Genomic DNA, 26675 nt, shown 5'->3' on the forward strand with positions numbered 1-26675 from the left:
CTGTGCTAGGGGTGCGGCCGTGACGCCCGACCCCGCCCACCTGCTGCCGTTCCTGCTGGCCATCCTGCTGATCGAGCTGACGCCCGGCCCGAACATGGGCTACCTGGCCATCGTCGCCAGCCGCTTCGGACGGATGGCGGGCCTCGCGACCATCGCCGGCGTCACCGCCGGCCTCGCCGTCTACATGTTGCTGTCGGTGTTCGGCCTCACCGAGATCATTCTCAAGGCCAACTGGCTCTACGACCTGCTGCGCTGGACCGGCGTGGCCTACCTGTTGTGGCTGGCCTGGGACACCTGGCGCGGCGAGCGGCCGACCGGCCCGGGCGACGTGGTGATCGAACCATCGCGGATCACCCTGGCCTGGCGGGGTTTTCTGGCCAACATCCTCAATCCCAAGGCAGCGGTGTTCTACGTCGCCCTGCTGCCCGGATTCACCGACCCGGCCCGTCCGTTCGCGGCCCAGGCCCTGGGGCTCGGGCTGATCCACATCGCCGTCGCGCTGGTGATCCACAGTGCGATCGTTCTGGCGGCCGCGCGCGCCTCGCCGCTGCTCGCCAGCCTCAGCGACGGCCAGGGCGCCCGCGTGCGGGCCGCGTTCGCCATCGCCCTGGCGCTGATCGCCGTCTGGCTGGCCTGGGCGACCCGCCGCTAGCGGCCGCGGAACCCGAAGCCGTCCCAACAGGTTTCCCGCTGATACAGGAGGAAACCGCCATGCTCGCCCAGGCCGCCCGGGACGCCGTCGATGACATCGCCAACAGCCGGGGCCGCTCGACGCGACACCTGCTGCTCGGACTGGGACTGACCGCCGGCGCCGTGCTGGCCTCGGCCCTCATCGCCCGCGCCAATTCCCCCATTCCCGAGAATCCCGAGATCAAGCGCGACTACGACCGACTGGAACAGCCGGGCTTCTCGCCGCCCAAGGCCGCCTTCGGCATGATCTGGCCGCCGCTGTTCCTGGCCCTGACGCTGTCGGGTCTGCGGGTCTGGAACGCCCCCTCCAGCCCGGCCCGCACCCAGGCCCTGACGCTGTGGGGCGTGGTCCAGGCGCTCAACGCCGTGTGGATGGCTCTCGGCCCGCGCCGGCTGGGCGGCCAGCTGGCCGCCGCGGTGGTCTCGCTGGGGACCTCGGCCGCCTACGCCTGGCGCGCCCGCCAGGTCGACGCGCCCGCCGCCGGCATGGTCACGCCCTACGTCGGCTGGATCGGCTTCGCCAACGTCCTGACCGGCGAGCTCTGGCGCCGCAACCACGCCAATCCCACCCTGCATTGAGCCGGACCCCGATCCCGCGCTAGCCTCCCGGGAAACCGGGGGGACACGGGATGACGACGACAACGGACACGCCGCGGCAAAGCCACGCCATGGTCATCGGCGGCGCGTCCGTCGGGACCATCTTCGAATGGTACGATTTCTACCTCTACGGCTCGCTGGCGTCGTTCATCACCAAACACTTCTTCTCGGGGGTCAACGAGACCACCGGCTACATCTTCGCCCTGCTGGCGTTCGCGGCGGGATTCGCGGTCCGGCCGCTCGGCGCCCTGGTGTTCGGCCGGCTGGGCGACCTGTGGGGCCGCAAGAACACCTTCCTGGTGACCATGCTGCTGATGGGGCTGTCGACCTTCGTGGTCGGGCTGCTGCCGTCCTATGACGCCATCGGCGTGGCCGCGCCCGTGCTGCTGATCGTCATGCGGCTGGTGCAGGGCATGGCGCTCGGCGGCGAGTACGGCGGCGCGGCCACCTATGTCGCCGAACATGCCCCGCCCGGAAAACGCGGCCTCTACACCAGCTTCATCCAGACCACGGCGACGCTGGGCCTGTTCCTGTCACTGATCGTCATCCTGCTGGTGCGCACCAACATCGGCGAGGACGCCTTCGCCGCCTGGGGCTGGCGCGCGCCGTTCCTCGCCTCGATCCTGCTGCTCGGCGTATCGCTGTGGATCCGGCTGCGGCTGCACGAAAGCCCGGTGTTCCAGCGCATGATCGACGAGGGCAAGGGCGCGACCGCGCCGCTGACCGAATCCTTCGCCCGCTGGCCGAACCTGAAGCTGGTGCTGCTGGCGCTGGTCGGCCTGACGGCCGGCCAGGCGGTGGTCTGGTACACGGGCCAGTTCTACGCCCTGTTCTTCCTCGAGAAGATGCTCAAGGTCGACGGCGCCCTGACCAACACCCTGGTGGCCATCGCCCTGCTGCTGGGGACGCCGTTCTTCATCGTCTTCGGCTGGCTGAGCGACAGGATCGGCCGCAAGCCGATCATCCTCGCCGGTTGCCTGATCGCCGCCCTGACCTTCTTCCCGCTGTTCCGGACCCTGACCGTGGCGGCCAATCCCGCGCTGGCGGCGGCGACCGTCTCCGCACCGGTGACCGTCATCGCCGACCCGGCGACCTGCGCCTTCCAGTTCGACCCGGTCGGCAAGACGGCGTTCCGCTCATCCTGCGACATCGCCAAGTCGGCGCTGGCCTCGGCCGGCGTGTCCTACGCCAACCGGGCGGCCCTGCCCGGCGCGACGGCCACCGTCGACATCGGCGGAACCGCGGTCCCCGCGTTCGAGGGCGCGGGCCTGCCGGGCAAGGCCTTCACGGCTGAACAGACGGCCTGGCGCAAGGCGCTGGGCGCGAAGCTGCACGCCGCCGGCTATCCGGAGAAGGCCGACAGCGCCCGCGTCGACCGGCCGAAGGTGGTCGCCGTGCTGTTCGCGCTGATCCTGCTGGTGACGATGGTCTACGGCCCGATCGCCGCGGCCCTGGTGGAGATGTTCCCGGCGCGCATCCGCTACACCTCGATGAGCCTGCCCTACCACATCGGCAACGGCTGGTTTGGCGGCTTCCTGCCGACCACAGCCTTCGCCATGGTCGCGGCCACGGGGGATATCTACTACGGCCTCTGGTACCCGGTGGTGGTCGCCGCCGTGACCGCCGTGGTCGGCCTGCTGTTCATCCGCGAAATGAAGGGCGCCGATATCGAGGGGTGACCACTGCCCCCTCTTTGCGGCCTGCGCCGGACCTGCATCCGTTCTTCACTTGCCAACCGTCGCGGGGCGGATCACGGTCCCGTGAACACGTGGTGGAGATCCGGTCATGCGCAAACTCGCCCTCCTCGCGGTCCTTGGCGGCTGTGGCCTGCTGGCCGGCAGCTGCGCCAGCCTCAGCGAAGACCAGTGCCTGGCCGGCGACTGGGCCGGCGTCGGCTACAGCGACGGCGCCAACGGCTACGGCACGGGCCGGTTCGGCGACCATGTGAAGGCCTGCGAGCAGTACCACGTCGTGCCCGACCAGTCGGTCTACATGACCGGCCGCGCGCGCGGCCTGACCGTCTACTGCCAGCCGGACCGGGGCTTCCAGGTCGGCCGCACGGGCGGAAGCTACGGCGGCGTCTGCCCCGCCTCGCTGGAAGGCCCGTTCCTCGGCGGCTTCAACGACGGCCGCATCGTCTGGGACGCCCAGCAGCGCTACAACCGCGCCCAGTCGGCGATCTACGACGCCGAGCGGCGGTCCGACGACATCGAGAAGCGAATGCGCGAGGCCGAGGCCCGGATCGCCGATCCGGCCGTGTCGGACGATGAGAAGAAAGCCCTGCGCGAGCGGCTCAAGGGGCTGCGCGACGACCGCTACAGCGCCAGCGAGGACCGCCGCCAGGCCATCGACCTGCGCGACCAGGCCGACCGGGACCTGAGCCGCCTGAAGGCCCGCTACAGCCCGATCTACGGCGGCTGGTAGCCGCCTACTCCGCGGCGGCCTTGCTGACGCCGATCTTCGGGTTCAGTTCGCCGGTGAGGTAGCGCTTGGCCATGGCGGCGGTGCTGACCGGCTTGATCTTGCCGGCCCAGCCGGCGGCGCCGAACTGTTCGAAGCGGGCCTGGCAGACCGCGCGCATGGCTTCCTTGGCGGGCTTCAGATAGGCGCGCGGATCGAACTCGCCCTTCTTCTGCATCAGCACCTTCCGGATCGCGCCGGTCATGGCCATGCGGTTGTCGGTGTCGACGTTGATCTTGCGCACGCCCAGCTTGATGCCGCGCTGGATCTCCTCGACCGGCACACCCCAGGTCTGGGGCATCTCGCCGCCGAACTCGTTGATGATGTCCTGCAGGTCCTGCGGCACAGAGCTCGAGCCGTGCATCACCAGGTGGGTGTTGGGCAGGCGTTTGTGCACCGCCTCGATGACGTTCATCGCCAGGATGTCGCCGTCCGGCTTGCGGGTGAACTTGTAGGCGCCGTGGCTGGTGCCCATGGCGATGGCCAGGGCGTCGACGTGGGTGGCGGCGACGAACTCGGCCGCCTGGTCCGGATCGGTCAGCAGGGCGGAGTGGTCGAGCTTGCCCTCGAAGCCGTGCCCGTCCTCGGCCTCGCCCATGCCGGTCTCCAGCGAGCCCAGCACGCCGATCTCGCCCTCGACCGACACGCCGCAGCTGTGGGCCATCTCGACCACCCGGCGGGTGACGTCGACGTTGTACTCGTAGGAGGCCGGGGTCTTGGCGTCCTCTTCCAGCGAGCCGTCCATCATCACGCTGGTGAAGCCGTACTGGATGGCGGTGGCGCAGGTGGCCGGGCCGTTGCCGTGGTCCTGGTGCATGCAGACCGGAATGTTCGGATAGATCTCGACGAGGGCGTCGATCAGCCGGGCCAGCATGATGTCGTTGGCGTAGCTGCGCGCGCCGCGCGACGCCTGGATGATCACCGGCGCGTCGACGGCCTCGGCCGCCTCCATGATCGCCAGGCCCTGTTCCATGTTGTTGATGTTGAACGCGGGCACGGCGTAGTCGTGCTCGGCGGCATGGTCGAGAAGCTGTCGGAGGGTGATACGGGCCACGGTCGGACTCTCTTGCGCGTTGGTCTGATTTTCCGAGGCTCTTAGCATCGGATGTCGGGAGCGTCAGCTATCGGTCAGAAAATCGCCGATCAGCCGGGTGTAGGTTTCGGGCTTCTCGATCATGCCCATGTGGCCGCAGTGGCTGACCATCTCCAGCCGCGCTCCCGGGATGCCGTCGGCGATCTCGCGACCGTGTTCGGGCGGAATCAACTGGTCGTCCTCACCACAGATCATCAGGGTCGGAACCCTGACGCCGGGCAGGTCGGGACGGGAATCAGCCCGGCCGATGATCGCCTCGATCTGGCGGGCGAAGGCGTCGACGCCGAGCGCCAGCGCCATCTCGACGAAGGTGTTGCGCAGCGGCAGGTCCTCGTGCCGCGCGGGGTGAACCAGCGGCGGGTAGCTGGCCAGCGTCCCGGCGTGGAGGCCGTTGCGGCGGGTCCAGGCCACCTGCTGGCGGCGGCCTTCGCTGCGCTCGGGCGCGTCGGGACGGGCGCTCGTGCCCATGAGGATCAGCTTCTCGACCCGCGCGGGCGCCTGGCGCAGGATTTCGAACGCGACGTAGCCGCCCATCGACGTCCCCGCGAGCGCGAACCGTTCGGGCGCGGTCTCCAGGATCGACGCGGCGATCGCCGCCATGGTGTCGTGCGACCAGTGGTTCGCCAGCAGCACCGGATGGCGCTGGCCGAGGTGTTCGATCTGGTGCTGGTAGATTCGCCCGGTGCACATCAGCCCGGGCACGAAGACGATCGGCAATCCGGCCATGGCGACCACCGCGTCAGACCGCCAGCGCCTCGACGCCCGGCAGGGGCTTGCCCTCCATCCACTCCAGGAAGGCCCCGCCGGCGGTCGAGACGAAGGTCATCTCGTCGGCCACGCCCGCGTGGTTGAGGGCCGAGACGGTGTCGCCGCCGCCGGCCACGGCGATCAGCTTGCCGGCCTTCGCCAGAACGCCGGCGTGCTTCGCGGCCGCGACGGTCGCCTTGTCGAACGGGGGCACCTCGAACACGCCGAGCGGGCCGTTCCAGATCAGCGTCTTGCAGCGATCCATGGTTTCGAGCAGGCGGGCGGTGGTCTCGGGGCCGGCGTCTAGGATGCGGTCGTCGGGCCGGACCTCGTAGACATTGCGCACTTCCGAGGCGACGCCCGGCTTGACCTCCTGGGCCACCACCACGTCGGTGGGCAGCAGCAGGGTGCAGCCGGCCGTGGCGGCGAGATCGATGATCTTGCGCGCCGTCTCGGCCAGGTCCGGCTCGCAGAGCGAGGCGCCGACGTCGATCTGGGCGGCGTTGAGGAAGGTGTTGGCCATGCCGCCGCCGATGGCGAGGTAGTCCAGTTTGGTCACCAGGTTGTTCAGCAGGTCCAGCTTGGTCGAGACCTTCGAGCCGCCGACGATGCCGATGACCGGCTTCTGCGGCTTGCCCAGCGCCGCGTCGAGCATCTCCAGCTCGCGTTGCATGGCCAGGCCCGGATAGGCCGGCAACAGGCGGGCGATACCCTCGGTCGAGGCGTGGGCGCGGTGCGCGGCGCTGAAGGCGTCGTTGACATAGAGGTCGCCGATGGCCCCGAGCTCGGCGACGAAGGCGGGATCGTTCTTTTCCTCGCCCGGATGGAAGCGCAGGTTTTCCAGCACCGCCACGTCGCCGTTCTCGAGCGCGGCGACGGCCTTGTAGGCGGCCTCGCCGATGCAGTCCTCGCCGAACAGCACCGGCTTGCCGAGCAGCACCGACAGCGGCGCGACCACGGGGGCGAGGCTCATCTCCGGAACCCGCTTTCCCTTGGGCCGGTCGAAGTGGGCCAGCAGGATGACCTTCGCCCCCCGGCTGCTGAGGAAATGGATCGTCGGCAGGGCCGAGCGCAGGCGGGTGTCGTCGGTGATGACGCCCCCCTCCATCGGCACGTTGAAGTCCACGCGCACCAGCACGCGCTTGCCGGCGAGATCAGCGGTTTCGAGGGAGCGGAAGGTCATGGGGTGCATCTCATATTTTGCCGCTCATCCCGGCGAAGGCCGGGACCCAGGCTTTTTCTGAAACGCACCTGCGCCGGAAGTCAGCCAAACAAACCTGGGTCCCGGCCTTCGCCGGGATGAGCGGAGTTTGGGCGCTACAGGAACTTCGCCATCACCAGAGCGGTGTCGCTCATGCGGGTCGCGAAGCCCCATTCGTTGTCGTACCAGCTGAGCACGCGAGCCAGCTTGCCGTCGACGACCTGGGTCTGCTTCAGCGCCGCCGTCGAGCTGGCGGGCACGTGGTTCAGGTCCATCGAGACCAGCGGCTCATTGGTCGTAGCCAGCACGCCCGACATCGGGCCGGCGGCGGCGGCCAGCAGGGCGTTGTTGATCTCTTCCACCGTCACGTCGCGGGCGGCGACGACCTTCAGGTCGACCACCGAGACGTTGGGCGTCGGCACGCGGATCGAGGAGCCGTCCAGCTTGCCCTTCAGTTCCGGCAGCACCAGGCCGAGCGCCTTGGCCGCGCCGGTCGAGGTCGGGATCATGCTGAGGGCCGCCGCGCGGGCGCGGTAGAGGTCGCTGTGCATCGTATCCAGCGTCGGCTGGTCGCCGGTGTAGGCATGGATCGTGGTCATGTAGCCGCGCTCGATGCCGAACAGGTCGTTCAGCACCTTGGCCACCGGGGCCAGGGCGTTGGTCGTGCAGCTGCCGTTGGAGACGACGATGTCGTCGGCCGTCAGGGTCTCGTGGTTGACCTTGTAGACGATGGTCTTGTCGGCGCCGTCGGCCGGGGCCGAGACCAGCACGCGCTTGGCGCCGGCGGTCAGGTGGGCCGAGGCCTTTTCCTTCGAGGTGAACAGGCCCGTGCACTCGAACGCGATGTCGACGTTGAGCTCCTTGTGCGGCAGCTCGGCCGGATTGCGGATCGCCGTGACCTTGATCTTGCCGCGGCCGATGTCGATCCAGTCCTCGCCGGTCGTCACCGTTCCGGGGAAGCGGCCGTGCACGCTGTCATAGCGGAACAGGTGGGCGTTGGTTTCCACCGGACCCAGGTCGTTGATCGCCACGACCTCGATGTCCGTGCGGTTGTGCTCGGCGATCGAGCGCAGAACCAGACGGCCGATCCGGCCAAATCCGTTGATGGCGACGCGAAGGGTCATGGGTAAAGCGCTCCCGGCGGCAATGTTTGTGATTGGGCGCGGGTTTTGCGGTCAGGGGCCGTGGAGTCAACCCCGGAGGGGGATTTGGCGCGGTCACATCCGGTGAGGGTTTGTGACGAAAACAGTCAGTCCTCTCCGCGAAGCGGGGAGGGGACCTCGCGGAGCGTGATGGAGGGGCCGGCGCGAAGGCGAGCGGAGACGTCCTGAATTCAGGTCTTTCCGGAGAGGCAGGCGACGCCCCCTCCACCGACCTTCGGAGGGTCCCCCTCCCCTCTGACGAGGGGAGGACAGGTCTAGGACTTGACCACCCTCACCTTGCCGGCCGCCGCGACCGCATTGGCCCGCGCCGTGTCCACATCCGTCGCCCGCGCCAGGGCCACGCCCATGCGGCGGCGCTCGAAGGCCTCGGGTTTGCCGAACAGGCGCAGGTCGACGCCGGGCCCCGCCAGCGCCTCGGCGACGCCTTCATAGGCCACGCCCTTCGCGTCCATCCCACCGTAGATCACCGCGCTGGCGCCCGGCTCGCGCAGGCTGACGTCGACCGGCAGACCGAGAATGGCGCGGGCGTGCAGGGCGAACTCGCTGAGCGTCTGGGTGGCGAGGGTGACGAGGCCCGTGTCGTGCGGGCGCGGGCTGACTTCGGAGAACCAGACCTGGTCGCCCTTCACGAACAGCTCGACGCCGAACAGGCCCCGGCCGCCGAGCGCCGCGGTGACCTTGCCGGCGATGGCCTGGGCCGAGGCGAGCGCGGCGGCGCTCATCGCCTGCGGCTGCCAGCTCTCGACATAGTCGCCCTTGACCTGGCGATGGCCGATCGGCGCGCAGAAGTCGGTCCGGATCTGGCCGTCGGCGCCCAGCGAGCGGACCGTCAGCAGGGTGATCTCGAAGTCGAAGTCGATACGGCCCTCGACGATGACCAGCGCGGTCTCCACCCGGCCGGCGGACAGGGCGTAGTCCCAGGCCGCGCCGATGTCGGCGGCGCTCTCGACATAGGACTGGCCTTTGCCCGAGCTGCTCATCACCGGCTTGACGAAGCAGGGGTAGCCGACGGCGTCCGCGCCCGCTTCCAGCGCCTCGCGCGAGGCGGCGAAGGCGTAGGGGCTGGTCGGCAGGCCGAGCTCTTCGGCGGCCAGCCGGCGGATGCCCTCGCGGTTCATGGTCAGCTGGGCGGCGCGCGCGGTGGGGATCACCGTCGCCAGACCCTCCGCCTCGACCTTCGCCAGCTCGTCGGTGGCGATGGCCTCGATCTCCGGCACGATCAGGTGCGGCCGCTCGGCCTCGATCACCGCACGCAGGGCGGCGGGGTCGGTCATGGTGATGACATGACTGCGGTGGGCCACCTGCATGGCCGGGGCGTCGGCGTAGCGGTCGACGCCGATCACCTCGACGCCCAGCCGCTGCAGCTCGATGGCCACTTCCTTGCCGAGCTCGCCGCAGCCGAGCAGCATGACGCGCGTCGCCGACGGGCTGAGCGGGGTGCCGAGTTTCATCGCTTGATCCCTGTTGCGTGCTTCGAGACGCTCGCCTGAAGCTCGCTCCTCAGCATGACGAACACTATTGCAGCCCACCCCTTCCCGTCATCCTGAGGAGCGGACCCTCAGGTCCGCGTCGCGAAGGACGCAAACTGTCAGAGCTTCGCCTTCGCCGCGGCCGCCACGGCTTCCGCGGTGATGCCGAATTCCTTGTACAGCCGCTCGGCCGGGGCGCTGGCGCCGAAGCCGGTCATGCCGACGAACACGCCGTCTTCGCCGATGAACCGCTCCCAGCCGAACTTCATCGCCGCCTCGACGGCGACGCGCACGGGGGCCTTGCCGATGGTCTCGGCGCGGTACTTCGGGGTCTGCTGCTCGAACAGCTCCCAGCAGGGGGTCGAGACGACGCGGGTCGGCACGCCGTCGGCCTGCAGCAGGGTGCGGGCGGCCAGCGCGATCGGCACTTCCGAGCCGGAGGCGAACAGCGTCACCTGGGCCTCGCCGTCAGCCTTGGCGACCTCATAGGCGCCCTTCGCCGACAGGTTGCCGCCGGTGGTGCGGACCACGCCGGTCTTCTGCCGCGACAGGGCCATGACCGAGGGGGTGGTCTTCGCTTCCAGCGCCAGACGCCAGCATTCGGCGGCCTCGACCACGTCGGCCGGGCGGAACACCAGCAGGTTGGGCATCGCCCGCAGGCTGGCCAGATGCTCGACCGGCTGGTGGGTCGGGCCGTCCTCGCCGACGCCAATCGAGTCGTGCGTCATCACATGGATCACCCGCACGCCCATCAGGGCGCCGAGCCGGATCGAGGCGCGGCTGTAGTCGGAGAAGACCATGAAGGCGCCGCTGTAGGGGATCACGCCGCCATGCAGCGCCATGCCGTTCATCGCCGCGGCCATGCCGTGCTCGCGCACGCCGTAGTGGACGTACTTGCCGGCGTAGTCGGGCAGGTCGAACGGGACCATGCCCTTGACGTAGGTGTTGTTGGAGCCGGTCAGGTCGGCCGAGCCGCCGATCATCTCCGGGATCGCCGGGGTCAGCACGGTCAGGGCCGCGCCGCTGTGCACGCGGGTGGCGTTGACCACCGGCTCGGCCAGCATCTTCTCGATGTGGGCGTCCAGGCCCTTGAAGGCGTCGGCCGGCAGGTCGCCCTTCATCGCGCGGACGAAGTCGGCGCGCTGGTCGCTGGCCTTCAGGCGCGCGTCCCACTTGCGGCGTTGCGAGCCGCCCTTGCGGCCGGCCTTGCGCCAGGCCTCGACGATGTCCTCCGGCAGTTCGAACGGCGGCAGCGGCCAGTCCATGGCCTTGCGGGCCAGGGTCGCTTCCTCATCGAACAGCGAATAGCCGTGGCCGTGGATATCGCCTTCCTTCGGACCCGCGCCCTTCAGGATCTGCGTCTTGCAGGCGATCATCGTCGGCACCGACTGCTTCGTCGCCCAGCGCAGGGCGGCGGCGATCTTGCCGTGGTCGTGGCCGTCGACGGCCTTGACCGCCCAGCCGGCCGCCTTGAAGCGGGCCATCTGGTCGCCGGTCTCGGCGATGGTCGCCGCGCCGTCGATGGTGGTGTTGTTGTCGTCGAACAGCACCGTCAGCTTGCTGAGCTTCAGCCGGCCGGCCAGGGAGATGGCCTCGTGGCTGATGCCCTCCATCAGGCAGCCGTCGCCGGCGATGACCCAAGTGCGGTGGTCGACGAGGTCGTCGCCGTAGCGGGCGTTCATCGAGCGCTCGGCCATGGCCATGCCGACGGCGGTGGCGATGCCCTGGCCCAGCGGACCGGTGGTCACCTCGACGCCGGGGGTGTGGCCGTATTCCGGATGGCCGGCGGTGTTGCTGCCCCACTGACGGAAGTTGCGGATCTGGTCCATCGTCACGGCCTTGCTGCCGGTCAGGTGCAGCAGGCTGTAGATCAGCATCGAGGCGTGGCCGGCCGACAGCACGAAGCGGTCGCGGTCGGCCCAGTCCGGCTTGCTCGCGTCGTAGCGCAGGAATTTGGTCCACAGCACCGTCGCCACGTCGGCCAGGCCCATGGGCGCGCCCTGGTGGCCGGACTTAGCGGCATGGACGGCGTCCATGGAGAGGACGCGGATGGCGTCGGCCATCTTGACCGGGCTGACGGACATGGTGGGCTCTCTCGACTCGAATGGGGCTGGCGGCCTGCTCGCACGTGAGGACGATCGTTTCAACCCGCCTTCCTGTCACGCCCCGGTGCGGTCTATAGAAAGGACTTCGATCAGGAGAGCCGTGAACATGACGGGAGAGGCCGAGGGAAGCGCCCTGGACCTGGCCGTGCGCCGGCTGGAGCGCGCGATTGCGATGCTCGAGAGCCGCATGTCAGACAAGATGGCCGAGGCCGGCGCCGAGGCGGGTGGACTGTTCGACCAGGACCGCTCGCGGCTGGCCGCCGAACTGGACGCCGCCCGGGCCCGCGAACGGGCGCTGGAAGAGGCCGGAGCCCAGGCGTCGCTGGCGCTCGGCCGCGCCATCGAGGAAATCCGCGCCGCCCTGGGCGACGAGCCCGCCACCGGAACGGAGGGCTGACCCGATGGCCCAGGTCACCGTACAGATCAACGGCAAGCCCTACAGCGTCGGCTGCGAGGACGGCCAGGAACGCCATCTGATCGATATCGCGAAGCTGTTCGACGAACAGGTCCGCCAGGTCAGCCAGGACGTCGGCAATCTCGGCGACACCCGCCTGTTCCTCATGGGCGCCCTTCTGATGGCCGACGAGATGGCCGACCTGAAGCTGCGGCTGCAGCACATCCAGGGCGAACTGGCCCGGGCACAGACCGAACAGTCGCGCGTCGAACTGAAGGCCGCGGCGGCGCTGGAAGGCGCGGCCAAGCGCATCGAGAAACTCGCGGCGGGGTGAGTTTTCGTTTCTCCCTCCCCTTCATGGGGAGGGTGGTCCCGCAGGGACCGGGTGGGGGGAGTCAGCCGTCACCCCAATTCCTCCCGGATGGCATCCTGCTTCCCCACCCTGGCCGCTTCGCGGCCTGTCCCTCCCCATAAAGGGGAGGGAGGGGGCTGGTCGCCCTTCCATTCGCCCGCTTCAGCGCCTACCTTGTCAAACGGCGGGTCATGCTGTGGCTCTCGTCGAAGGCAACCACATTCCAGCGACCTTAATTCACTCTAAGGGAGCTGTCCCTGTCCTTCCCCGTGGGGTTGGGCAAACGGCGCCCACCTGGTTATCCAGGTCGAGGGAATTGAACCGACCTTCACGGCTCTTGCGGCGCCGCCACCCTTTTTCTCCCTGCGTGGTTCGAGACGCTCGGCTGATGCCTCGCTCCTCACCATGACGAGCAGTTTGTAGCCCACCCCTCTGCGTCATCCTGAGGAGCGATCCCTCGGGATCGCGTCTCGAAGGACGCACCCTCTGACCGATCCCCTCACCGCCACCCGCAAAGCCACGCTTCGCCTCGAGGCGCGCGCGCGGCGCAAGGCGCTGCTGGTCGAGCACCCCGAGGCCGACTGGATGGCCGCCGACCGCGCCGGCGAGATGCTGGCGGCGCTCGGCGTGACCCGGGCCGGGACCATCGCCCTCTACAAGGCGCTCGGCGCCGAGCTCGATCCCCGGCCGCTCGGCGACCTGCTGGCCAAACAGGGCTGGCGGCTGGCCCTGCCGGCGGTCGAGGTCGAGGACGGGCCACTGGTGTTCCGCGGCTGGAAGCCCGGCGAGCGGCTGGCGAACGACCTGACCGGCCTGCCCGCCCCGCTGGCCTCGGCGCCCGAACTGCGGCCGGACCTGATCCTCGTGCCGCTGCTGGCCTTCGACCGGGCCGGCGGACGACTGGGACAGGGCGGCGGCCATTATGACCGCACCCTCGCCGCCCTGCGCGAGGGCCCCGCCCCGCCCCCGGCCGTGGGCTTCGCCTACAGCGGCCAGGAGGTCGCCCCCCTGCCCCGCGAGCCGCATGATCAGGCGCTTGATGGGATTCTCACCGAGGCCGGCTATATTGCCGTCCGAAAGGACTTCTGAATGCGCTTTGCTTTCTTCGGCGACGTCGTCGGCAAATCGGGCCGCGACGGCCTGGCCGACCACCTGCCCGGTCTTCGTCGCCGCCTCGGCCTCGAGTTCGTCATCGTCAACGCGGAGAACGCCGCCGCCGGTTTCGGGATCACCGAGAACACGGCGCGTGAGCTGTTCGAGGCGGGGGCCGACTGCCTGACGCTCGGCAACCACAGCTGGGACCAGAAGGAGGCGCTGACCTACATCGTGCGCGAGCCGCGCCTGATCCGGCCGGCCAACTATCCGATCCTGTCGGACGCGCCGGGTCGCGGCAGCCATCTGTTCCAGACCGAGAGCGGCAAGACGATCTTCGTCATCAACCTGCTCGGCCGGGTGCACATGGACGCCATGGACGACCCGTTCGCCGCCGCCGACCGCGAGCTGGACAAGGCGCCGCTGGCGCAGGTGGCCGACGCGGTGATCGTCGACATGCACTGCGAGGCCACGTCCGAGAAGATGGCCATGGGCCACTACTGCGACGGCCGCGCCTCGCTGGTCGTGGGCACCCACACCCATGTGCCGACCGCCGACTGCCAGATCCTCACCGGCGGCACGGCCTACCAGACCGACGCCGGCGCCTGCGCCGACTACGACAGCGTCATCGGCAACCAGAAGGAAGAGCCGCTGCGCCGGTTCACCACCAAGATCAGCCAGGGCCGCTACCAGCCGGCGTCCGGCCCGGCGACGGTCTGCGGCGTGTTCGTCGAGACCGACGACCGCACGGGCCTGGCCCGTCGCGTCGAGCCGATCCGCATCGGCGGCCGGCTGAGCGCGACCGAGCCGGTGGTGGAGATGGCGACGGCGTGAGCTAGGCGCCGCGCCACCCCGACGCTAAAACCCCGCACCCTTTCAACACCGAGACCGACACCCGAGCATGGCCGGCCACTCAAAATTCAAGAACATCATGCACCGCAAGGGCCGCGCCGACGCGGTGCGGTCTAAGCTGTTTTCCAAGCTGTCGCGGGAAATCACCGTGGCCGCCAAGGCGGGCCTGCCTGACCCGACCATGAACCCGCGCCTGCGCCTGGCCGTGGCCAACGCCAAGGCCGAGTCGGTGCCCAAGGACGTCATCGACCGCGCGATCAAGAAGTCGCAGATGGGCGACGCGGCCGACTACACCGAAATCCGCTACGAGGGTCTCGCGCCCGGCGGCGTCGGGGTCGTCGTCGAGGTGCTGACCGACAACAAGAACCGCGCCGCGGCCAACGTCCGTTCCATCTTCGGCAAGCTGGGCGGCAACATGGGGGCCACCGGTTCGGTGACCTTCAACTTCGACCGCATGGGACAGATCGAGTACCCGGCCAAGGCCGCCAGCGAGGACGCCATGATGGAGGCGGCCATCGAGGCCGGCGCCGCCGACGTCGAGGCGGACCTCGGCGAGGACGGCTCGGGCCACACGGTCTACACCGCCTTCGAGGACCTCAACGACGTCGCCCAGGCGCTGGAGAAACTGTTCGGCGAAGCCTCCTCGACCAAGATCGTCTGGCGGCCCAAGTCGCTGGTGTCGGTCAGCGGCGACCAGGCCGCCACGGTCATGCGCCTGCTCGACGCGCTGGAAGACGATGACGACGTGCAGAACGTCTATTCCAACGCCGACATCAGCGACGAGGACGCGTCGAAGTTCGCCGGGTAGGTGTGCGTCCTTCGAGACGCTCGGCCGAGGCTTCGCTCCTCAGGATGACGAAGAGGGATTGATCGCCCACCCTGTTCGTCATGGTGAGGAGCGGACCCTCAGGTCCGCGTCTCGAACCACGCACCCTTCGTCAGCCTTCCGGGTCAGCCCTTCGGCTTGCCCTTCGCCATGGCGTAGTCCTTGATCAGGGCGAACAGGAAGTCGCGGCCCTCGTAGAGCGCCTTTACCCGCACCCGCTCGTTCAGGCCGTGGATACCGTCGCCATCGGAGCTGCCGAAGATGCCGCTGACGCCGTATGTCGGGATGCCCGCGCCGTTGGTGTGAATGCCGTCGGTGGCGCCGGTCAGCAGGATGGTGACCACCGGCACGCCGGGCCACAGCTTGCCCGCTTCCGCCTCGATCGGCCCCATGATGAACGGCGTCAGCGGCGGCGGCGGCGAGGCCTTGCTCGGCTCGTGGGCCAGGGTGAAGGCGATGCCCGGGTCGCCGGCGACGGCCATCAGCTGCTGGCGCACCGTCTCGACCGGCACGCCGGGCAGGATGCGGCAGTTCACATTGGCGGTGGCCCGCTGCGGCAGGGCGTTGGGCGCATGGCCGGCGCTGACCATGGTCGCCACGCAGGTCGTGCGCAGCATGCTGTTCCACATCGGATCGGACGTGACGATCGCCTGGGCCGCCGCGTCGTCGGGATTGGCGACCAGCGCCTTCATCGCCGCGCCCTTGTCGGCCGCGACCAGCGGGGCCATGCGGGTGAAGTAGCCGCGCGTGGCGTCGTTGAGGGCCACCGGGAAGTCGTATCCGCCGATCTTCACCAGCGCCGCCGACAGGCGGCTGATGGCGTTGTCATGCACCGGCCGGCTGGAGTGGCCGCCGGGGTTGGTGATGGTCAGGGTGAAGTCCTGGTAGACCTTCTCGCCGCCCTGGACCTCCAGCACGACGGGCTTGTCGTTCTCGTCCAGCAGGCCGTCGGCCCCCTCGTTCAGGGCGAAGGCGGCGTCGACCAGCGGCCGGTGATTGGTCACCAGGTCCTCGATGCCGTTGTAGGCCTCGCTCTCCTCGCCGCAGGTCAGGGCCAGCTTGATGTCGCGGCGCGGCTTGAATCCGGCCTGCTTGAGCCGCACCAGGCTGTCGACCCAGATCGCCGCCTGCGCCTTGTCGTCCGAGGCGCCGCGGGCGAAGAAGTAGCCGTTCTCCTCGACCAGGGTGAACGGGTCGCGGGTCCAGTCGGCAGGGTTGGCCTCGACCACGTCGATGTGCGCCAGCAGCAGCATGGCCCCGGCCTTCGGGTCCGTCCCGTGCAACACGGCGACCAGGCTGCCCTCGCGCGGATGGTCGGGATTGACCACCACCTGCACGTCGGCCGCCGGGAAGCCCGCCGCCGTCAGCCGCGCGCCCATGGCCTCGGCCGCCTTCGTGCAGCTGCCGACCGACAGGGTCGTGTTGATCTCGACCAACTCCTTGTAGAGCGCCTTGAAGGCCAGCTGGTCCGGCCGCACCACGGCCGGCGGCGTCGCCGTCTGGGCGCTGGCCACGCCGCTCAGCGACAGCGCCAGCGCGGTCGCCAGAAGTCCTCGTCCGAGGGTCATGTCGTGGTCCTTACTTCGCCGAGGCGTAGGTCTTGATCAGGCCGTAGAGGAAGTCGCGCGCGTCATAGAGCGACTTGACCCGGATCCGTTCGTTGAGGCCGTGGACCCCGCTGTTGCCGTTGTCGGCGAAGATGCCGGTCAGGCCGTAGGTCGGGATGCCGTAGCTGTTGAGATACTTGCCGTCGGTGGCGCCGGTCGACTGGAACGGCACGATCGGCACGCCCGGCCACAGCTTGTCGGCCTGGGCCCGGATCGGCTTCATGATTTCCGGCGTCAGCGGCGGCGGCGGCGGCGTCAGATGCGCCGTGTCGTCCGGCGTCACGGTCACCTTCGGATCGGCGGCCAGGGTCGCCAGCTGGGCCTGCACGGCCTCGACCGACACGCCCGGGAAGATGCGGCAGTTCACATTGGCCTCGGCCCGCTGCGGCAGGGCGTTGGGCGCGTGGCCGGCGCTGGCCATGGTCGCCACGCAGGTGGTGCGCAGCATGCTGTTCCAGGTCGGGTTGCGCGAGATGACGGCGGCCGCCGCCGCGTCGGTCGGATCCGCGACGATGGCCTTCATCGCCGCGCCCGTCTCGGCGTCGACCAGCGGGGCCATGGCGGTGAAATAGGCCCGGGTGGTGTCGTTCAGCTGGACCGGGAAGTCGTAGTTCCCGATCCGCACCAACGCGCCGGCCAGATGGGTGATGGCGTTGTCGTGCACGGGCCGGCTCGAGTGGCCGCCCGGATTGGTCGAGCTCAGGGTGAAGTCCTGGTAGACCTTCTCGCCCGACTGGATCGACAGCGAGACCGGCTTGCCGTCGTCGCCGAGCAGGCCTCCGGCGCCTTCATTGAGCGCGAAGCCGGCGTCGATCAGATCGCGGTACTGCGTGGCCAGCAGGTTGGCGCCGTTCAGCGCGCCGTCGCTCTCCTCGCCGCAGGTCAGGGCCATCTTCACCGTGCGGCGGGGCCGGAAACCCTCCTGCTTGAAGCGGATCAGGGTGTCGACCCAGATCGAGGCCTGGGCTTTGTCGTCCGAGGCGCCGCGGGCGTAGAACCAGCCGTCCTCCTCGATCAGGGTGAAGGGATCGCGGGTCCAATCGGCGCGGTTGGCCTCGACCACGTCGATGTGCGCCAGCATCAGCACGGCCTTGGCCTTCGGATCGGTCCCCGGCAGCACGGCGACGAGGTTGCCCTCGCGCGGGTGGGCCGGATCGACGATCAGATGCAGGTCGCTGTCCGGATAGCCGGCCGCCTTCAGCCGCGCCGCCATCGCCTCGGCCGCCTTGGTGCAGCTGCCGACCGACAGGGTGGTGTTGGTCTCGACCAGCTCCTTGTAGAGGGCGCGGAAAGCCAGCTGGTCGGGACGGGGCGCCGCCTGCTGGGCGCCCGCCAGCCCCGGCAAAGCCGCCGCCAGCGCCGCGCCCGCGACCATCTTCCGCCAAACCCGCATGACTCACTCCCCGTCCGCAAGCGCCCATTCACACCCGCCACCCGGCGCGGCGCAAGAGTGCGTGGTTCGAGACGCGGACCTGAGGGTCCGCTCCTCACCATGACGAACAGAAGTGAAGCCAACCCTCCACGTCATCCTGAGGAGCGAGCCTCAAGCGAGCGTCTCGAAGGACGCAACGATTTGCATCGCCGCCGGAATAGCGCATTGTTCCGGGTTCGGAGGATTATTGATGAATGAGTTTCTGAGCACCGCGTTGAATCCGCAATATATTCTGCCGCTGGTCGGCGCTCTTCTGGCCGGCGGCTGCATCGGATTCGAGCGGGGCTTTCGCGGCCAGCCGGCCGGATTCCGCACCCACAGCCTGCTGGCCCTGACCTCGGCCCTGCTGATGGTGGCGGCCAATCACCAGATGAGCTGGATCGGACCAAGCACGCCGCAGGACGTGATCCGCATCGATCCGGTGCGCATGGCGCACGGCATTCTCACCGGCGTCGGCTTCCTCGGCGGCGGGGTGATCTTCCGCGAGGGATTCAACGTCCACGGCCTGACCACGGCGGCCTCGGTCTGGACCACCTCCTGCATCGGCATCCTGTTCGGCATCGGCTTCTGGGAGGTGGCGGTCAGCGGCACGGTGCTGGCGCTGATCGTGCTGGCCGGGTTCCGGCTGATCGACCAGCGGCTGCCGCAGCAGTCGCTGGCCGACATCACCATCCGCTACGCCCGGGGCTCGGCCCCCGGCGCCGAGGACCTCCGCGACCGGCTCAAGGCCCTCGGCCTCAAGTCAGCGCCGCTGAGCGAGCGGCTGCTGAAAAAAGGCCAGTTCATCGAGCACGGGGCCACCGTCAGCGCCCTGAACCGCAGCGCCATCGACCGCCTGGCCGCCGAACTGCGCGCCGACCACAAGGTCATCGAGTTCGAGATCGAGCCCCGGAACGCCTGACGCGTTCATCTTTGCAGTTCGTTTAGTGTTCGGCCACAGTAGTAGAACACATGATGAACGCGATTCGGATTCTCGGGCTCGATCCAGGTCTGCGGCGCACCGGCTGGGGCGTGATCGCGGTCGAGGGCTCGCGCCTGACGTGGGTCGCCCACGGGGTGATCACCTCGGCCGACAAGGCCCCGCTGTCGGAGCGGCTGCTCAGCCTGTTCGACGGCATCGGCGCCGTGATCGCCGCGCACGCGCCGCATGAGGCGGCGGTGGAGGAGACCTTCGTCAACGCCAACCCGCAGTCGACGCTGAAGCTGGGCCAGGCCCGCGCCGCGGCGATGATCGCGCCGGCGAAGGCGGGCCTGACCGTGGCCGAGTACGCCGCCCGCGAGGTCAAGAAATGCGTCGTCGGCACCGGCGCCGCCGACAAGACCCAGATCGCCTTCATGATCGCCCGCCTGCTGCCGACCGCCGGCGGTCCGACCCAGGACGCCGCCGACGCCCTGGCCGTGGCCATCACCCACGCCCATTCCCGGCGATCACGTCGCCTCGGAGCGGCAGCATGATCCTCCTTCGCCAAGGCTTCGGAGGATTCATCCTCAGGGCAGTTGTCCTGCGAAGCTCCCGCCTGGGCCGAGGCTTCTGCGGGCAAGCCGTCAGGAGCGAAGCAGGATGATCGGGCGGCTGCGCGGCATCGTCGCCGAGATCGGCGAGGAAGAGGCCCTGATCGATGTCGGCGGGGTCGGCTACGTCGTGCGCTGCGGTTCTCGCACGCTCGGCCGTCTGCCGGCCGTCGGCGACGAGACCGTGGTCCATGTCGAACACCAGTGGAGCGAGGCCCAGGGGCCGCGGCTGTACGGCTTTTCCACCCGCGAGGAGCGCAGCGTGTTCGTGCTGCTGCAGGCGATCCAGGGCGTCGGCCCGAAGGCCGCCATGGCCGTGCTCGACGTGCTGCCGCCGGCCGAGCTGGCCGGGGCCGTGCAGCGCGGCGACCAGGCGCTGGTCGCCCGGGCCAACGGCGTCGGCCCCAAGCTGGCCCAGCGCATCGTGCTGGAGCTGAAGGGCAAGCCGCTCGGCGACGGCCTGGTCAGCGGCGGAACCGGTCCCGGCGGCGGTCCGGAAGCGCCGCGGGTCCACAGGGTCAGCGCCGCCGGCGAGGCCGTGGCCGCGCTGATGGGCCTGGGCATCGCCGAACCCGTCGGGCGACGCGCCGTCGAGCACGCCGTCGGGCAGCTGGGCGACGAGGCCGACGTCGGCGCGCTGGTGAAAGCCGCGCTGAAGGAGATCGGGCGGTGAGGGATTGGCGGACCATGGTGCGTCCTTCGAGACGCGGCTTCGCCGCTCCTCAGGATGACGAAAATGGGTGGGCCGCACCGCTGTTCGTCATGGTGAGGAGCGAGCCCTCAGGCGAGCGTCTCGAACCACGCAACGGCCCTGCATCATGACCGACGACCGCATCATCTCCGCCGAGGCCGCGCCGTTCGAGGCGAGCGACAAGGCGCTGCGGCCGCAGACGCTGGCCGAGTTCGTCGGCCAGGAGCAGACCAAGGCCAACCTGAAGGTGTTCATCGACGCCGCCCGGGACCGGAACGAGGCGCTCGACCATGTGCTGCTGTTCGGACCTCCGGGGCTCGGCAAGACCACCCTGGCGCAGATCGTCGCCCGCGAGCTGGGCGTCGGCTTCCGCGCCACCAGCGGCCCGGTGCTGGCCAAGGCCGGGGACCTGGCGGCCATCCTGACCAACCTCGAACCGCGCGATGTGCTGTTCATCGACGAGATCCACCGCCTGCCGGCCAATGTGGAGGAGATCCTCTATCCGGCCATGGAGGATCACGTCCTCGACCTGATCATCGGCGACGGGCCGTCGGCGCGGTCGATCCGCATCGATCTGGCGCCCTTCACCCTCGTGGCGGCGACCACGCGGGCGGGCCTGCTGGCCACGCCGTTGCGCGACCGGTTCGGCATTCCGCTGCGGCTGGAGTTCTACACCCCGTCGGAGCTGCAGCGGGTGCTGCTCGGCGCCGCCCGCAAGATGGGCGCGCCGCTGAGCGAGGGCGGCGCCGGCGAGATCGCCGCCCGCTCGCGGGGCACGCCGCGCGTGGCCGGCCGGCTGCTGCGGCGGGTGCGCGACTTCGCCGCCGCCGACGGCGCGACGCTGATCGACAAGGGCCACGCCGGCCGGGCGCTGGCGCGGCTGGAGGTCGACGAGGCCGGGCTAGACAGTCTCGACCGCCGCTACATGCGCGCCCTGATCGAGAACTACGGCGGCGGGCCGGCCGGGGTCGAGACGCTGGCCTACGCCATCGCCGAGGCACGCGACGCCGTCGAGGACGTCATTGAGCCCTTCCTGCTGCAGCAGGGCTTCATCCAGCGCACGCCGCGCGGCCGGGTGGCCTGCGGCAAGGCCTATCTGCACCTGGGGCTCAGGGAGCCCCCGCCGCCGAAGGGCGCGCCGGGCCTGTTCGACGAGGGCTGAGCCGCCGCGGCGAACCTTTCGGCGGTTCGCGGCGTTCCCTGTGCCGGACAGCGCCGTGACGGCGATCCGACGGAGGGACTGCCCATGACACCCCGCATCCTGCTGCTCGCCGGCATGGCCGTGACCCTGGCCGCCTGCGGCGACGGAACCGCCGGCGGCCGCTGCAAGTCGCCGATCGATCCGAGGGCCGGACAGAAGGCCGCGGCCGTCGAGCCCGGCCCCGTGCTCAACGCCGACGTCGGCCGGGTCGACGCCCGGGCGGCGACCGCCGACGCCCGCGCCTGCGTCCAGCGCTATGCGTGGAAGCTGTCAAAGGGCAAGGACGACACCGAGGTGGTGGCCGCAGCCGCCGTAACCGCCTGCGACGCCTTCATCGCCGCCGCCACCCAGGCCGAGCAGGGCCCCGCCGGGACCCAGGACCTCAACGCCCTGCAGGACGCCAACGTCCGCACCATGACCCGCTGGGCGACGCTCTACGTGGTGCAGTACCGCGCGGACGTTTGTGACTGACCGATGATGTTTTTCCCTCCCCGTCCCGGGGAGGGAGCGGCGCGGGATGACGTCGCACGCGCCTTCCCGTATGGCTTGGGGATGGATCAGGATCATCCCACCGCCGGCCGGTTCGAGGGCCGTGAGCACATCCTGCCGGTGCGCGTCTACTACGAGGACACCGACTTCACCGGCGTGGTCTATCACGCCAACTACGTGCGCTATTTCGAGCGCGGGCGGAGCGATTTCCTGCGGCTGGCGGAAGTGTCGCACACCGACCTTCTGGAGCGGCACGATCCGGCGGCCTTCGTGGTCACGCGGATGGAGATCGACTTCAAACGGCCGGCCAAGATCGACGACGCCCTGCAGGTGATCACCACCTATGACCAGGCGAAGGGCCCGCGCCTGCAGATCAGCCAGCGCATCATGCTGGGCGAGGTGCTGATCGCCACGGCGAAGGTGTCGGCCGCCTGCATCAGTCTCGACGGAAAGCCGCGCAAGCCGCCGCCGGGCCTTGTCGAGGCCTTGCGGCCCTGGTTTTGCAAGGAAGAGGGTTAAGGCCTGTTAAGGCCCGCGCCATAGTTTCACCAAAGCCGCACGCCTGAATCGCGGCTGATCTGACCCCCGGGGGATACGACCGCATGGACGCCCAGACGATTACGGCCGACACCTTTTCCATCGTCACCCTGTGGGGCAACGCCGACTGGGTGGTGAAGCTGGTGATGATCGGCCTGGCCCTCGCCTCGCTGTGGTCCTGGGCGGTGATCATCGACAAGCTGTTCCGTTTCGGGTCGCTCAACGCCGAGGCCAACCGGTTCGAGGACAAGGTCGGCTCGGGCCGGCCGCTTGAGGAAGTCGGCCAGGAATCGGCGGGGTCGAAGCATCCGCTGCCGAAGCTCCTCAACGCCGCCCTGCGGGAGTGGAAGGAAGCCCGCGCGCGCGGCGCCATGGGCGACACCCAGACCGCCCTGCTGATCCAGCGCATCGACCGGGTGCTCGACAGCAACATCGCCCGCGAGAGCCAGAAGGTCGAGGATGGCCTCGGCAGCCTGGCCATCGTCGCCACCGCCTCGCCGTTCATCGGCCTGTTCGGCACCGTGTGGGGCATCATGCACGCCTTCCAGAACATCGCGATCGAGAAGAACACCTCGCTGGCCGTGGTCGCCCCGGCCATCGCCGAGGCCCTGTTCGCCACCGCCATCGGCCTGGCCGCCGCCATCCCGGCCTACATCGCCTACAACAAGTTCTCGACCGACGCGGGCAAGTTCGCCGCTCGGCTGGAAGGCTTCGCCGACGACCTGTCGACGGCCATCCAGCGCCGCCTGGCCGAGAAGATCTGAGCCATGGCCCTGTCGTCCACAGATGCCTTCGGCGCGGTCGGAAAGCGGCGCGGCCGGCGCGGTCGCGGCCGGCGCGGCGCGCTCAGCGAGATCAACGTCACGCCCCTCGTGGACGTGATGCTGGTGCTGCTGATCATCTTCATGATCAGCGCCCCGCTGCTGACCAGCGGCGTGCCCATCGAGCTGCCCAAGACCGAGGCCGGCGCGATGCAGGACCAGTCCGAGCCTATCACCCTGACGATCAAGGCCGACGGTGGTCTGTTCGTCGGCGAGAGCCAGATCCCGTTCGCGGCGCTCAAGCCCCGGCTCGCGGCCATGGCCAACGCCGGCTACGACAAGCCGATCTACGTCCGCGCCGACGGCAAGGCGTCGTACGAGGTCGTCGCCCGGGTCATGGCGGCCCTGTCGACGGGCGGCTTCTCCAAGATCAACCTGATCACCGACACCGGCGGTCCGTCCTCGGGCCCGGCGGCCGTGCCGTCGCCCGCCGAGATTCCCGCAAAATGATGCGGGGCTGCCCCCTCCCGGACCATGGGACGCGCCGATGAGCCGGCGCGAGGGCCACAACATGTCTCCGGCGCTGCTGGCCTCGCTGCTCGTGCATGTGGGGCTGTTCGCGTTCGTGATCCTGGCCGGAATCTGGTTCAAGAAGCCGCCGCAGCCGCCGGGCGGCGTGCCGATCACCATCGTCACCCAGGGCCCGCCGAACGCGCGGCCGGCCGAACAGGCCAACGTCGAGGAGATGTCGGCCGGCGAGGAAGTCCTGCCCGAGCCGGCGCCAGAGCCCGAACCGGTTCCGGTGGCCCCGCCCTTGCCCGATCCCACGCCCAGGCCGCCGGTCAAGACGCCGCCGAAACCGACCCCGACCCCGACGCCCGCGCACAAGCCGGCGCTCGACCTCGACCGGCTGATGGCTGACGTGCAGAGCGTCCGCCGACCGGCGCCGCGCCCGCAGACCGGCGGCGGCGGCGGAACCGGCAAACGCGACCGCACCCTGGCCGTCGGCACGAGCACCGGTCCGTCGGCCGGGGCCAAGGGCTACCTGCTGACGCTCGGCACGGACCTCGGCCGGCGCTGGAATCCCAACTGCCTCGTCGAGGGCGGGGCCGACGTGAACATCAAGGTCAGCTTCATCGTCGCGCCGAACGGCCGGCTGCTCGGCGACCCGGTGTCGTCCGGCGGCAGCGCCCCGCCGGGCTCGCTGACGCGGGCCGGATCGGACGCCGCCATTCGCGCCATACGAATGACAGAACCCTTCCCCAATTTCCCACCCGAGCTCTTCGGTGAGAAAGTCACCGTCAATTTCAACGCCAACCAGGTTTGCGCCAGTCGCTGACCGGAGTGCCCCGATGACCTTCAGACCCGTCCTCGCCGCCCTCTTCGCGCTGTTCATGGCCGGCGCCGTCCTGCCCGGCATGGCCCGCGCGGATGTGGAGATCGACGTCAATCAGGGCGAGGTCCGGCCGCTGCCGATCGCCATTCCCGCCTTCACCGGCTCGACCCGCGGCGCGGAGATGGCCCAGGTCATCGCCGGCAACCTCGACCGCTCGGGCCTGTTCGCGCCGATCGACAACGCCGCCTTCCCCGAGCGCAACCTCGACATCGGCATCCAGCCCGACTTCGCCGGCTGGAAGGCGATCAACGCCCAGGCCCTGATCAACGGCGCGATCACCGTCGAGGCCGACGGCAAGCTGCGCGTCGACTTCCGCCTGTGGGACGTGTTCTCCGGCGAGCAGCTGCTGGGCCTGCAGTTCACCTCGACGCCCGAGAACTGGCGCCGCGTGGCGCACAAGATCAGCGACGCGGTCTATGAGCGGCTGACCGGCGAGAAGGGCTATTTCGACACCCGCGTGGTGTTCGTCGCCGAGAGCGGCCCGCGCGCCAACCGCGTCAAGCGGCTGATGATCATGGACCAGGACGGGGCCAATCCCTCCAGCCTGACCGACGGCAGCTATGTGGTGATGACGCCGCGCTTCTCCTCGACCAGCCAGGAGATCACCTACATGGCGCTGCGGCCCACCGGCTCCAGCATCTATCTGTTCAACATCGAGACGGCACGCCAGGAGACGATCGGCCGATTCCCCGGCATGGTCTTCGCGCCGCGCTTCTCGCCCGACGGCGGCCGTGTCGCCTTCTCGGTCGAGCGCGGCGGCAACACCGACATCTGGGTGATGAACCTCGCCACCCGGTCGCAGACCCGGCTGACCAGCGATCCGGGCATCGACACCTCGGCCAGCTTCTCGCCGGACGGCTCGCGGATCGTGTTCAACTCCGACCGCGGCGGCAGCCCGCAGCTCTATGTCATGGGCTCCGACGGCGGCGGCGCGCGGCGCATCTCCTACGGCCAGGGCCGCTACATGACCCCGGTCTGGAGCCCCAACGGCGACTTCATCGCCTTCACCAAGCAGACGGGCTCGACCTTCCACATCGGCGTGATGCGGCCGGACGGGTCGGACGAACGGATCCTCACCACCAGCTATCTCGACGAGGGTCCGACCTGGGCCCCGAACGGCCGGGTGCTGATGTTCTTCCGTGAAACGCCCGGCGGCCCGCCGCGTTTGTGGACGGTGGACATCACCGGCCGCATCCTGCGTCCGGCGCCGTACCAGGGCTCGGGTTCAGACCCCGCATGGTCGCCGCTGCTCAACTGACCGGTGATTGTGGTTGTTGGGTCCCAGCCTGACGCCATTGTGAGATCAAGTCAGAGTTTCTTGTCGCGTTAGTTCGCTGTTTTGCGTCACTAATGGCGCGATAGATCAAATCCGGAGGAGGAAGCTCATGAGCTTCGACGCCAAACGCGCCGTTAGACTGGCGCTTATTGTCGCCGCCACCGCTTCGATGGCCGCCTGCGCCTCGAAGCCCAAGGACACGCCCGGACCCGGCCCGTCGGCCGGTCCCGGCCCGGCCGGTCCGCGCACGCCCGGCGGCGGCGCGGGTCCGATCGACACGCGCGCCCTGCCCGGCTCGGTGCAGGACTTCGTCATCAACGTCGGCGACTTCGTCTACTTCGACCTCGACAGCTACGAGATCCGCTCCGACGCCATGCCGGTGCTGGACGCCCAGGCCAACTGGCTGCGCCAGTACCCGGCCGTGAAGGTGCGCATCGAGGGCAACTGCGACGAACGCGGCACCCGCGAATACAACCTGGCCCTCGGCGCCCGCCGCGCCAACGCGGTGCGCGACTATCTCGCCAGCCGCGGCGTGGCCTCCAGCCGCATCGTCACCCTGTCGTGGGGCAAGGAACGCCCGATCGACCCGGGCTCCGACGAGACCGCCTGGGCCCACAACCGCAACGGCCACACCGTGATCGTCGAGGGCGCGCGCTAACGCCGCCCCGATCGCTGAAAAGCCGGGAGGGGGCCGCGGTCATCGCGGTCCCCTCTTTGCTTTTCGGGTCCACG

Annotated in this window: 28 protein-coding genes and 1 other RNA gene; 21 read left to right on the forward strand and 8 right to left on the reverse strand. The window is 69.5% G+C overall.

The window, feature by feature from the left end; translation table 11 throughout:
- Positions 1-19 precede the first annotated feature (19 nt).
- The 4 genes from AC1RN0_RS05710 (at position 20) to AC1RN0_RS05725 (ending at position 3711) form a co-directional block, all read left to right on the forward strand.
- Positions 20-652: a LysE family translocator gene (locus AC1RN0_RS05710; protein ID WP_492786472.1), complete on the forward strand. Its 633-nt coding sequence runs from the start codon at positions 20-22 to the stop codon at positions 650-652.
- 59 nt (positions 653-711) lie between these two features.
- A complete protein-coding gene (locus tag AC1RN0_RS05715; protein ID WP_492786473.1) occupies positions 712-1269 on the forward strand; it encodes a TspO/MBR family protein in 558 nt (185 codons plus the stop codon).
- 50 nt (positions 1270-1319) lie between these two features.
- Complete coding sequence (locus AC1RN0_RS05720) at positions 1320-2966, forward strand: MFS transporter (RefSeq protein ID WP_492786474.1); 1647 nt, start codon at positions 1320-1322, stop codon at positions 2964-2966.
- Between the two features lie 106 nt (positions 2967-3072).
- Entirely contained in the window at positions 3073-3711 is a 639-nt protein-coding gene (locus tag AC1RN0_RS05725) for a DUF2799 domain-containing protein (RefSeq protein ID WP_492786475.1), read from the forward strand.
- Between the two features lie 4 nt (positions 3712-3715).
- Here AC1RN0_RS05725 and fba read toward each other — a convergent pair whose 3' ends face one another.
- The 6 genes from fba to tkt all read right to left on the reverse strand — a co-directional run bounded on the left by fba (position 3716) and on the right by tkt (position 11504).
- A complete protein-coding gene (gene fba, locus AC1RN0_RS05730) occupies positions 3716-4801 on the reverse strand; it encodes a class II fructose-bisphosphate aldolase (protein WP_492786476.1) in 1086 nt (361 codons plus the stop codon).
- 63 nt (positions 4802-4864) lie between these two features.
- A complete protein-coding gene (locus tag AC1RN0_RS05735) occupies positions 4865-5566 on the reverse strand; it encodes an alpha/beta fold hydrolase (RefSeq protein WP_492786477.1) in 702 nt (233 codons plus the stop codon).
- A gap of 13 nt (positions 5567-5579) precedes the next feature.
- Positions 5580-6770, reverse strand: coding sequence for a phosphoglycerate kinase (locus AC1RN0_RS05740; RefSeq protein WP_492786478.1), 1191 nt, complete (start codon positions 6768-6770; stop codon positions 5580-5582).
- Between the two features lie 134 nt (positions 6771-6904).
- Positions 6905-7912 (reverse strand): type I glyceraldehyde-3-phosphate dehydrogenase, encoded by a 1008-nt coding sequence (gene gap / locus AC1RN0_RS05745; protein ID WP_492786479.1) that lies wholly within the window; start codon positions 7910-7912, stop codon positions 6905-6907.
- 293 nt (positions 7913-8205) lie between these two features.
- Positions 8206-9402 (reverse strand): formate-dependent phosphoribosylglycinamide formyltransferase, encoded by a 1197-nt coding sequence (purT, locus tag AC1RN0_RS05750; RefSeq protein ID WP_492786480.1) that lies wholly within the window; start codon positions 9400-9402, stop codon positions 8206-8208.
- Positions 9403-9539: 137 nt separating this feature from the next.
- A complete protein-coding gene (tkt, locus tag AC1RN0_RS05755; RefSeq protein WP_492786481.1) occupies positions 9540-11504 on the reverse strand; it encodes a transketolase in 1965 nt (654 codons plus the stop codon).
- A gap of 127 nt (positions 11505-11631) precedes the next feature.
- Here tkt and AC1RN0_RS05760 point away from each other — a divergent pair, with 127 nt between their 5' ends.
- The 6 genes from AC1RN0_RS05760 to AC1RN0_RS05785 all read left to right on the forward strand — a co-directional run bounded on the left by AC1RN0_RS05760 (position 11632) and on the right by AC1RN0_RS05785 (position 15023).
- Positions 11632-11922 carry a DUF4164 family protein gene (locus AC1RN0_RS05760; protein ID WP_492786482.1) on the forward strand — a complete coding sequence of 97 codons (291 nt, stop codon included), beginning with the start codon at positions 11632-11634 and terminating at the stop codon, positions 11920-11922.
- Between the two features lie 4 nt (positions 11923-11926).
- Positions 11927-12253, forward strand: a complete 327-nt coding sequence (locus AC1RN0_RS05765) for a cell division protein ZapA (RefSeq protein ID WP_492786483.1) — start codon at positions 11927-11929, stop codon at positions 12251-12253.
- Positions 12254-12459: 206 nt separating this feature from the next.
- Positions 12460-12621, forward strand: a non-coding RNA gene (gene ssrS / locus AC1RN0_RS05770) — 6S RNA.
- A gap of 136 nt (positions 12622-12757) precedes the next feature.
- Positions 12758-13360: a 5-formyltetrahydrofolate cyclo-ligase gene (locus AC1RN0_RS05775; RefSeq protein ID WP_492786997.1), complete on the forward strand. Its 603-nt coding sequence runs from the start codon at positions 12758-12760 to the stop codon at positions 13358-13360.
- Positions 13361-14197, forward strand: a complete 837-nt coding sequence (locus tag AC1RN0_RS05780) for a TIGR00282 family metallophosphoesterase (protein WP_492786484.1) — start codon at positions 13361-13363, stop codon at positions 14195-14197.
- A 67-nt stretch (positions 14198-14264) separates the two neighbouring features.
- A complete protein-coding gene (locus tag AC1RN0_RS05785) occupies positions 14265-15023 on the forward strand; it encodes a YebC/PmpR family DNA-binding transcriptional regulator (RefSeq protein ID WP_492786485.1) in 759 nt (252 codons plus the stop codon).
- A gap of 143 nt (positions 15024-15166) precedes the next feature.
- On the opposite strand, the gene AC1RN0_RS05790 is transcribed toward AC1RN0_RS05785, so the two are convergent.
- The gene (locus AC1RN0_RS05790) at positions 15167-16609 is read right to left on the reverse strand and encodes a M20/M25/M40 family metallo-hydrolase (RefSeq protein ID WP_492786486.1); all 1443 of its coding nucleotides are present in this window, start codon (positions 16607-16609) and stop codon (positions 15167-15169) included.
- Positions 16610-16619: 10 nt separating this feature from the next.
- A complete protein-coding gene (locus AC1RN0_RS05795; protein ID WP_492786487.1) occupies positions 16620-18041 on the reverse strand; it encodes a M20/M25/M40 family metallo-hydrolase in 1422 nt (473 codons plus the stop codon).
- A 229-nt stretch (positions 18042-18270) separates the two neighbouring features.
- On the opposite strand from AC1RN0_RS05795, the gene AC1RN0_RS05800 reads away from it, so the two are divergent.
- The 11 genes from AC1RN0_RS05800 to pal all read left to right on the forward strand — a co-directional run bounded on the left by AC1RN0_RS05800 (position 18271) and on the right by pal (position 26601).
- Complete coding sequence (locus AC1RN0_RS05800) at positions 18271-18981, forward strand: MgtC/SapB family protein (protein WP_492786488.1); 711 nt, start codon at positions 18271-18273, stop codon at positions 18979-18981.
- Between the two features lie 50 nt (positions 18982-19031).
- A complete protein-coding gene (gene ruvC, locus AC1RN0_RS05805; RefSeq protein WP_492786489.1) occupies positions 19032-19535 on the forward strand; it encodes a crossover junction endodeoxyribonuclease RuvC in 504 nt (167 codons plus the stop codon).
- Between the two features lie 106 nt (positions 19536-19641).
- Positions 19642-20265 (forward strand): Holliday junction branch migration protein RuvA, encoded by a 624-nt coding sequence (gene ruvA, locus AC1RN0_RS05810; protein ID WP_492786490.1) that lies wholly within the window; start codon positions 19642-19644, stop codon positions 20263-20265.
- A gap of 145 nt (positions 20266-20410) precedes the next feature.
- Entirely contained in the window at positions 20411-21445 is a 1035-nt protein-coding gene (gene ruvB, locus AC1RN0_RS05815; protein ID WP_492786491.1) for a Holliday junction branch migration DNA helicase RuvB, read from the forward strand.
- An 84-nt stretch (positions 21446-21529) separates the two neighbouring features.
- Positions 21530-21955 (forward strand): hypothetical protein, encoded by a 426-nt coding sequence (locus tag AC1RN0_RS05820; RefSeq protein WP_492786492.1) that lies wholly within the window; start codon positions 21530-21532, stop codon positions 21953-21955.
- An 81-nt stretch (positions 21956-22036) separates the two neighbouring features.
- On the forward strand, positions 22037-22492 hold the full coding sequence (gene ybgC, locus AC1RN0_RS05825; protein WP_492786493.1) for a tol-pal system-associated acyl-CoA thioesterase: 456 nt from the start codon (positions 22037-22039) through the stop codon (positions 22490-22492).
- Between the two features lie 83 nt (positions 22493-22575).
- Entirely contained in the window at positions 22576-23274 is a 699-nt protein-coding gene (gene tolQ / locus AC1RN0_RS05830; RefSeq protein WP_492786494.1) for a protein TolQ, read from the forward strand.
- Positions 23275-23277: 3 nt separating this feature from the next.
- Complete coding sequence (locus tag AC1RN0_RS05835; protein WP_492786495.1) at positions 23278-23781, forward strand: ExbD/TolR family protein; 504 nt, start codon at positions 23278-23280, stop codon at positions 23779-23781.
- 37 nt (positions 23782-23818) lie between these two features.
- A complete protein-coding gene (locus AC1RN0_RS05840) occupies positions 23819-24610 on the forward strand; it encodes a cell envelope integrity TolA family protein (RefSeq protein ID WP_492786496.1) in 792 nt (263 codons plus the stop codon).
- Positions 24611-24623: 13 nt separating this feature from the next.
- Positions 24624-25925 carry a Tol-Pal system beta propeller repeat protein TolB gene (gene tolB, locus AC1RN0_RS05845; protein ID WP_492786497.1) on the forward strand — a complete coding sequence of 434 codons (1302 nt, stop codon included), beginning with the start codon at positions 24624-24626 and terminating at the stop codon, positions 25923-25925.
- 127 nt (positions 25926-26052) lie between these two features.
- Positions 26053-26601 (forward strand): peptidoglycan-associated lipoprotein Pal, encoded by a 549-nt coding sequence (gene pal, locus AC1RN0_RS05850; protein ID WP_492786498.1) that lies wholly within the window; start codon positions 26053-26055, stop codon positions 26599-26601.
- Positions 26602-26675: the final 74 nt, after the last annotated feature.

The organism is Caulobacter sp. GW821-FHT12F03, assembly GCF_058806855.1.

What these genes read in the sequence shown, in the direction of transcription:
- AC1RN0_RS05715 (WP_492786473.1), top strand. Translation starts at nt 712, where the DNA reads ATGCTCGCCCAGGCCGCCCGGGACGCCGTCGATGACATCGCCAACAGC.
- AC1RN0_RS05720 (WP_492786474.1), top strand. Translation starts at nt 1,320, where the DNA reads ATGACGACGACAACGGACACGCCGCGGCAAAGCCACGCCATGGTCATC.
- AC1RN0_RS05725 (WP_492786475.1), top strand. Translation starts at nt 3,073, where the DNA reads ATGCGCAAACTCGCCCTCCTCGCGGTCCTTGGCGGCTGTGGCCTGCTG.
- AC1RN0_RS05735 (WP_492786477.1), bottom strand. Translation starts at nt 5,566, where the DNA reads ATGGCCGGATTGCCGATCGTCTTCGTGCCCGGGCTGATGTGCACCGGG.
- AC1RN0_RS05740 (WP_492786478.1), bottom strand. Translation starts at nt 6,770, where the DNA reads ATGACCTTCCGCTCCCTCGAAACCGCTGATCTCGCCGGCAAGCGCGTG.
- gap (WP_492786479.1), bottom strand. Translation starts at nt 7,912, where the DNA reads ATGACCCTTCGCGTCGCCATCAACGGATTTGGCCGGATCGGCCGTCTG.
- purT (WP_492786480.1), bottom strand. Translation starts at nt 9,402, where the DNA reads ATGAAACTCGGCACCCCGCTCAGCCCGTCGGCGACGCGCGTCATGCTG.
- tkt (WP_492786481.1), bottom strand. Translation starts at nt 11,504, where the DNA reads ATGTCCGTCAGCCCGGTCAAGATGGCCGACGCCATCCGCGTCCTCTCC.
- AC1RN0_RS05760 (WP_492786482.1), top strand. Translation starts at nt 11,632, where the DNA reads ATGACGGGAGAGGCCGAGGGAAGCGCCCTGGACCTGGCCGTGCGCCGG.
- AC1RN0_RS05765 (WP_492786483.1), top strand. Translation starts at nt 11,927, where the DNA reads ATGGCCCAGGTCACCGTACAGATCAACGGCAAGCCCTACAGCGTCGGC.
- AC1RN0_RS05780 (WP_492786484.1), top strand. Translation starts at nt 13,361, where the DNA reads ATGCGCTTTGCTTTCTTCGGCGACGTCGTCGGCAAATCGGGCCGCGAC.
- AC1RN0_RS05785 (WP_492786485.1), top strand. Translation starts at nt 14,265, where the DNA reads ATGGCCGGCCACTCAAAATTCAAGAACATCATGCACCGCAAGGGCCGC.
- AC1RN0_RS05790 (WP_492786486.1), bottom strand. Translation starts at nt 16,609, where the DNA reads ATGACCCTCGGACGAGGACTTCTGGCGACCGCGCTGGCGCTGTCGCTG.
- AC1RN0_RS05795 (WP_492786487.1), bottom strand. Translation starts at nt 18,041, where the DNA reads ATGCGGGTTTGGCGGAAGATGGTCGCGGGCGCGGCGCTGGCGGCGGCT.
- AC1RN0_RS05800 (WP_492786488.1), top strand. Translation starts at nt 18,271, where the DNA reads ATGAATGAGTTTCTGAGCACCGCGTTGAATCCGCAATATATTCTGCCG.
- ruvC (WP_492786489.1), top strand. Translation starts at nt 19,032, where the DNA reads ATGATGAACGCGATTCGGATTCTCGGGCTCGATCCAGGTCTGCGGCGC.
- ruvA (WP_492786490.1), top strand. Translation starts at nt 19,642, where the DNA reads ATGATCGGGCGGCTGCGCGGCATCGTCGCCGAGATCGGCGAGGAAGAG.
- ruvB (WP_492786491.1), top strand. Translation starts at nt 20,411, where the DNA reads ATGACCGACGACCGCATCATCTCCGCCGAGGCCGCGCCGTTCGAGGCG.
- AC1RN0_RS05820 (WP_492786492.1), top strand. Translation starts at nt 21,530, where the DNA reads ATGACACCCCGCATCCTGCTGCTCGCCGGCATGGCCGTGACCCTGGCC.
- ybgC (WP_492786493.1), top strand. Translation starts at nt 22,037, where the DNA reads ATGGATCAGGATCATCCCACCGCCGGCCGGTTCGAGGGCCGTGAGCAC.
- tolQ (WP_492786494.1), top strand. Translation starts at nt 22,576, where the DNA reads ATGGACGCCCAGACGATTACGGCCGACACCTTTTCCATCGTCACCCTG.
- AC1RN0_RS05835 (WP_492786495.1), top strand. Translation starts at nt 23,278, where the DNA reads ATGGCCCTGTCGTCCACAGATGCCTTCGGCGCGGTCGGAAAGCGGCGC.
- AC1RN0_RS05840 (WP_492786496.1), top strand. Translation starts at nt 23,819, where the DNA reads ATGAGCCGGCGCGAGGGCCACAACATGTCTCCGGCGCTGCTGGCCTCG.
- tolB (WP_492786497.1), top strand. Translation starts at nt 24,624, where the DNA reads ATGACCTTCAGACCCGTCCTCGCCGCCCTCTTCGCGCTGTTCATGGCC.
- pal (WP_492786498.1), top strand. Translation starts at nt 26,053, where the DNA reads ATGAGCTTCGACGCCAAACGCGCCGTTAGACTGGCGCTTATTGTCGCC.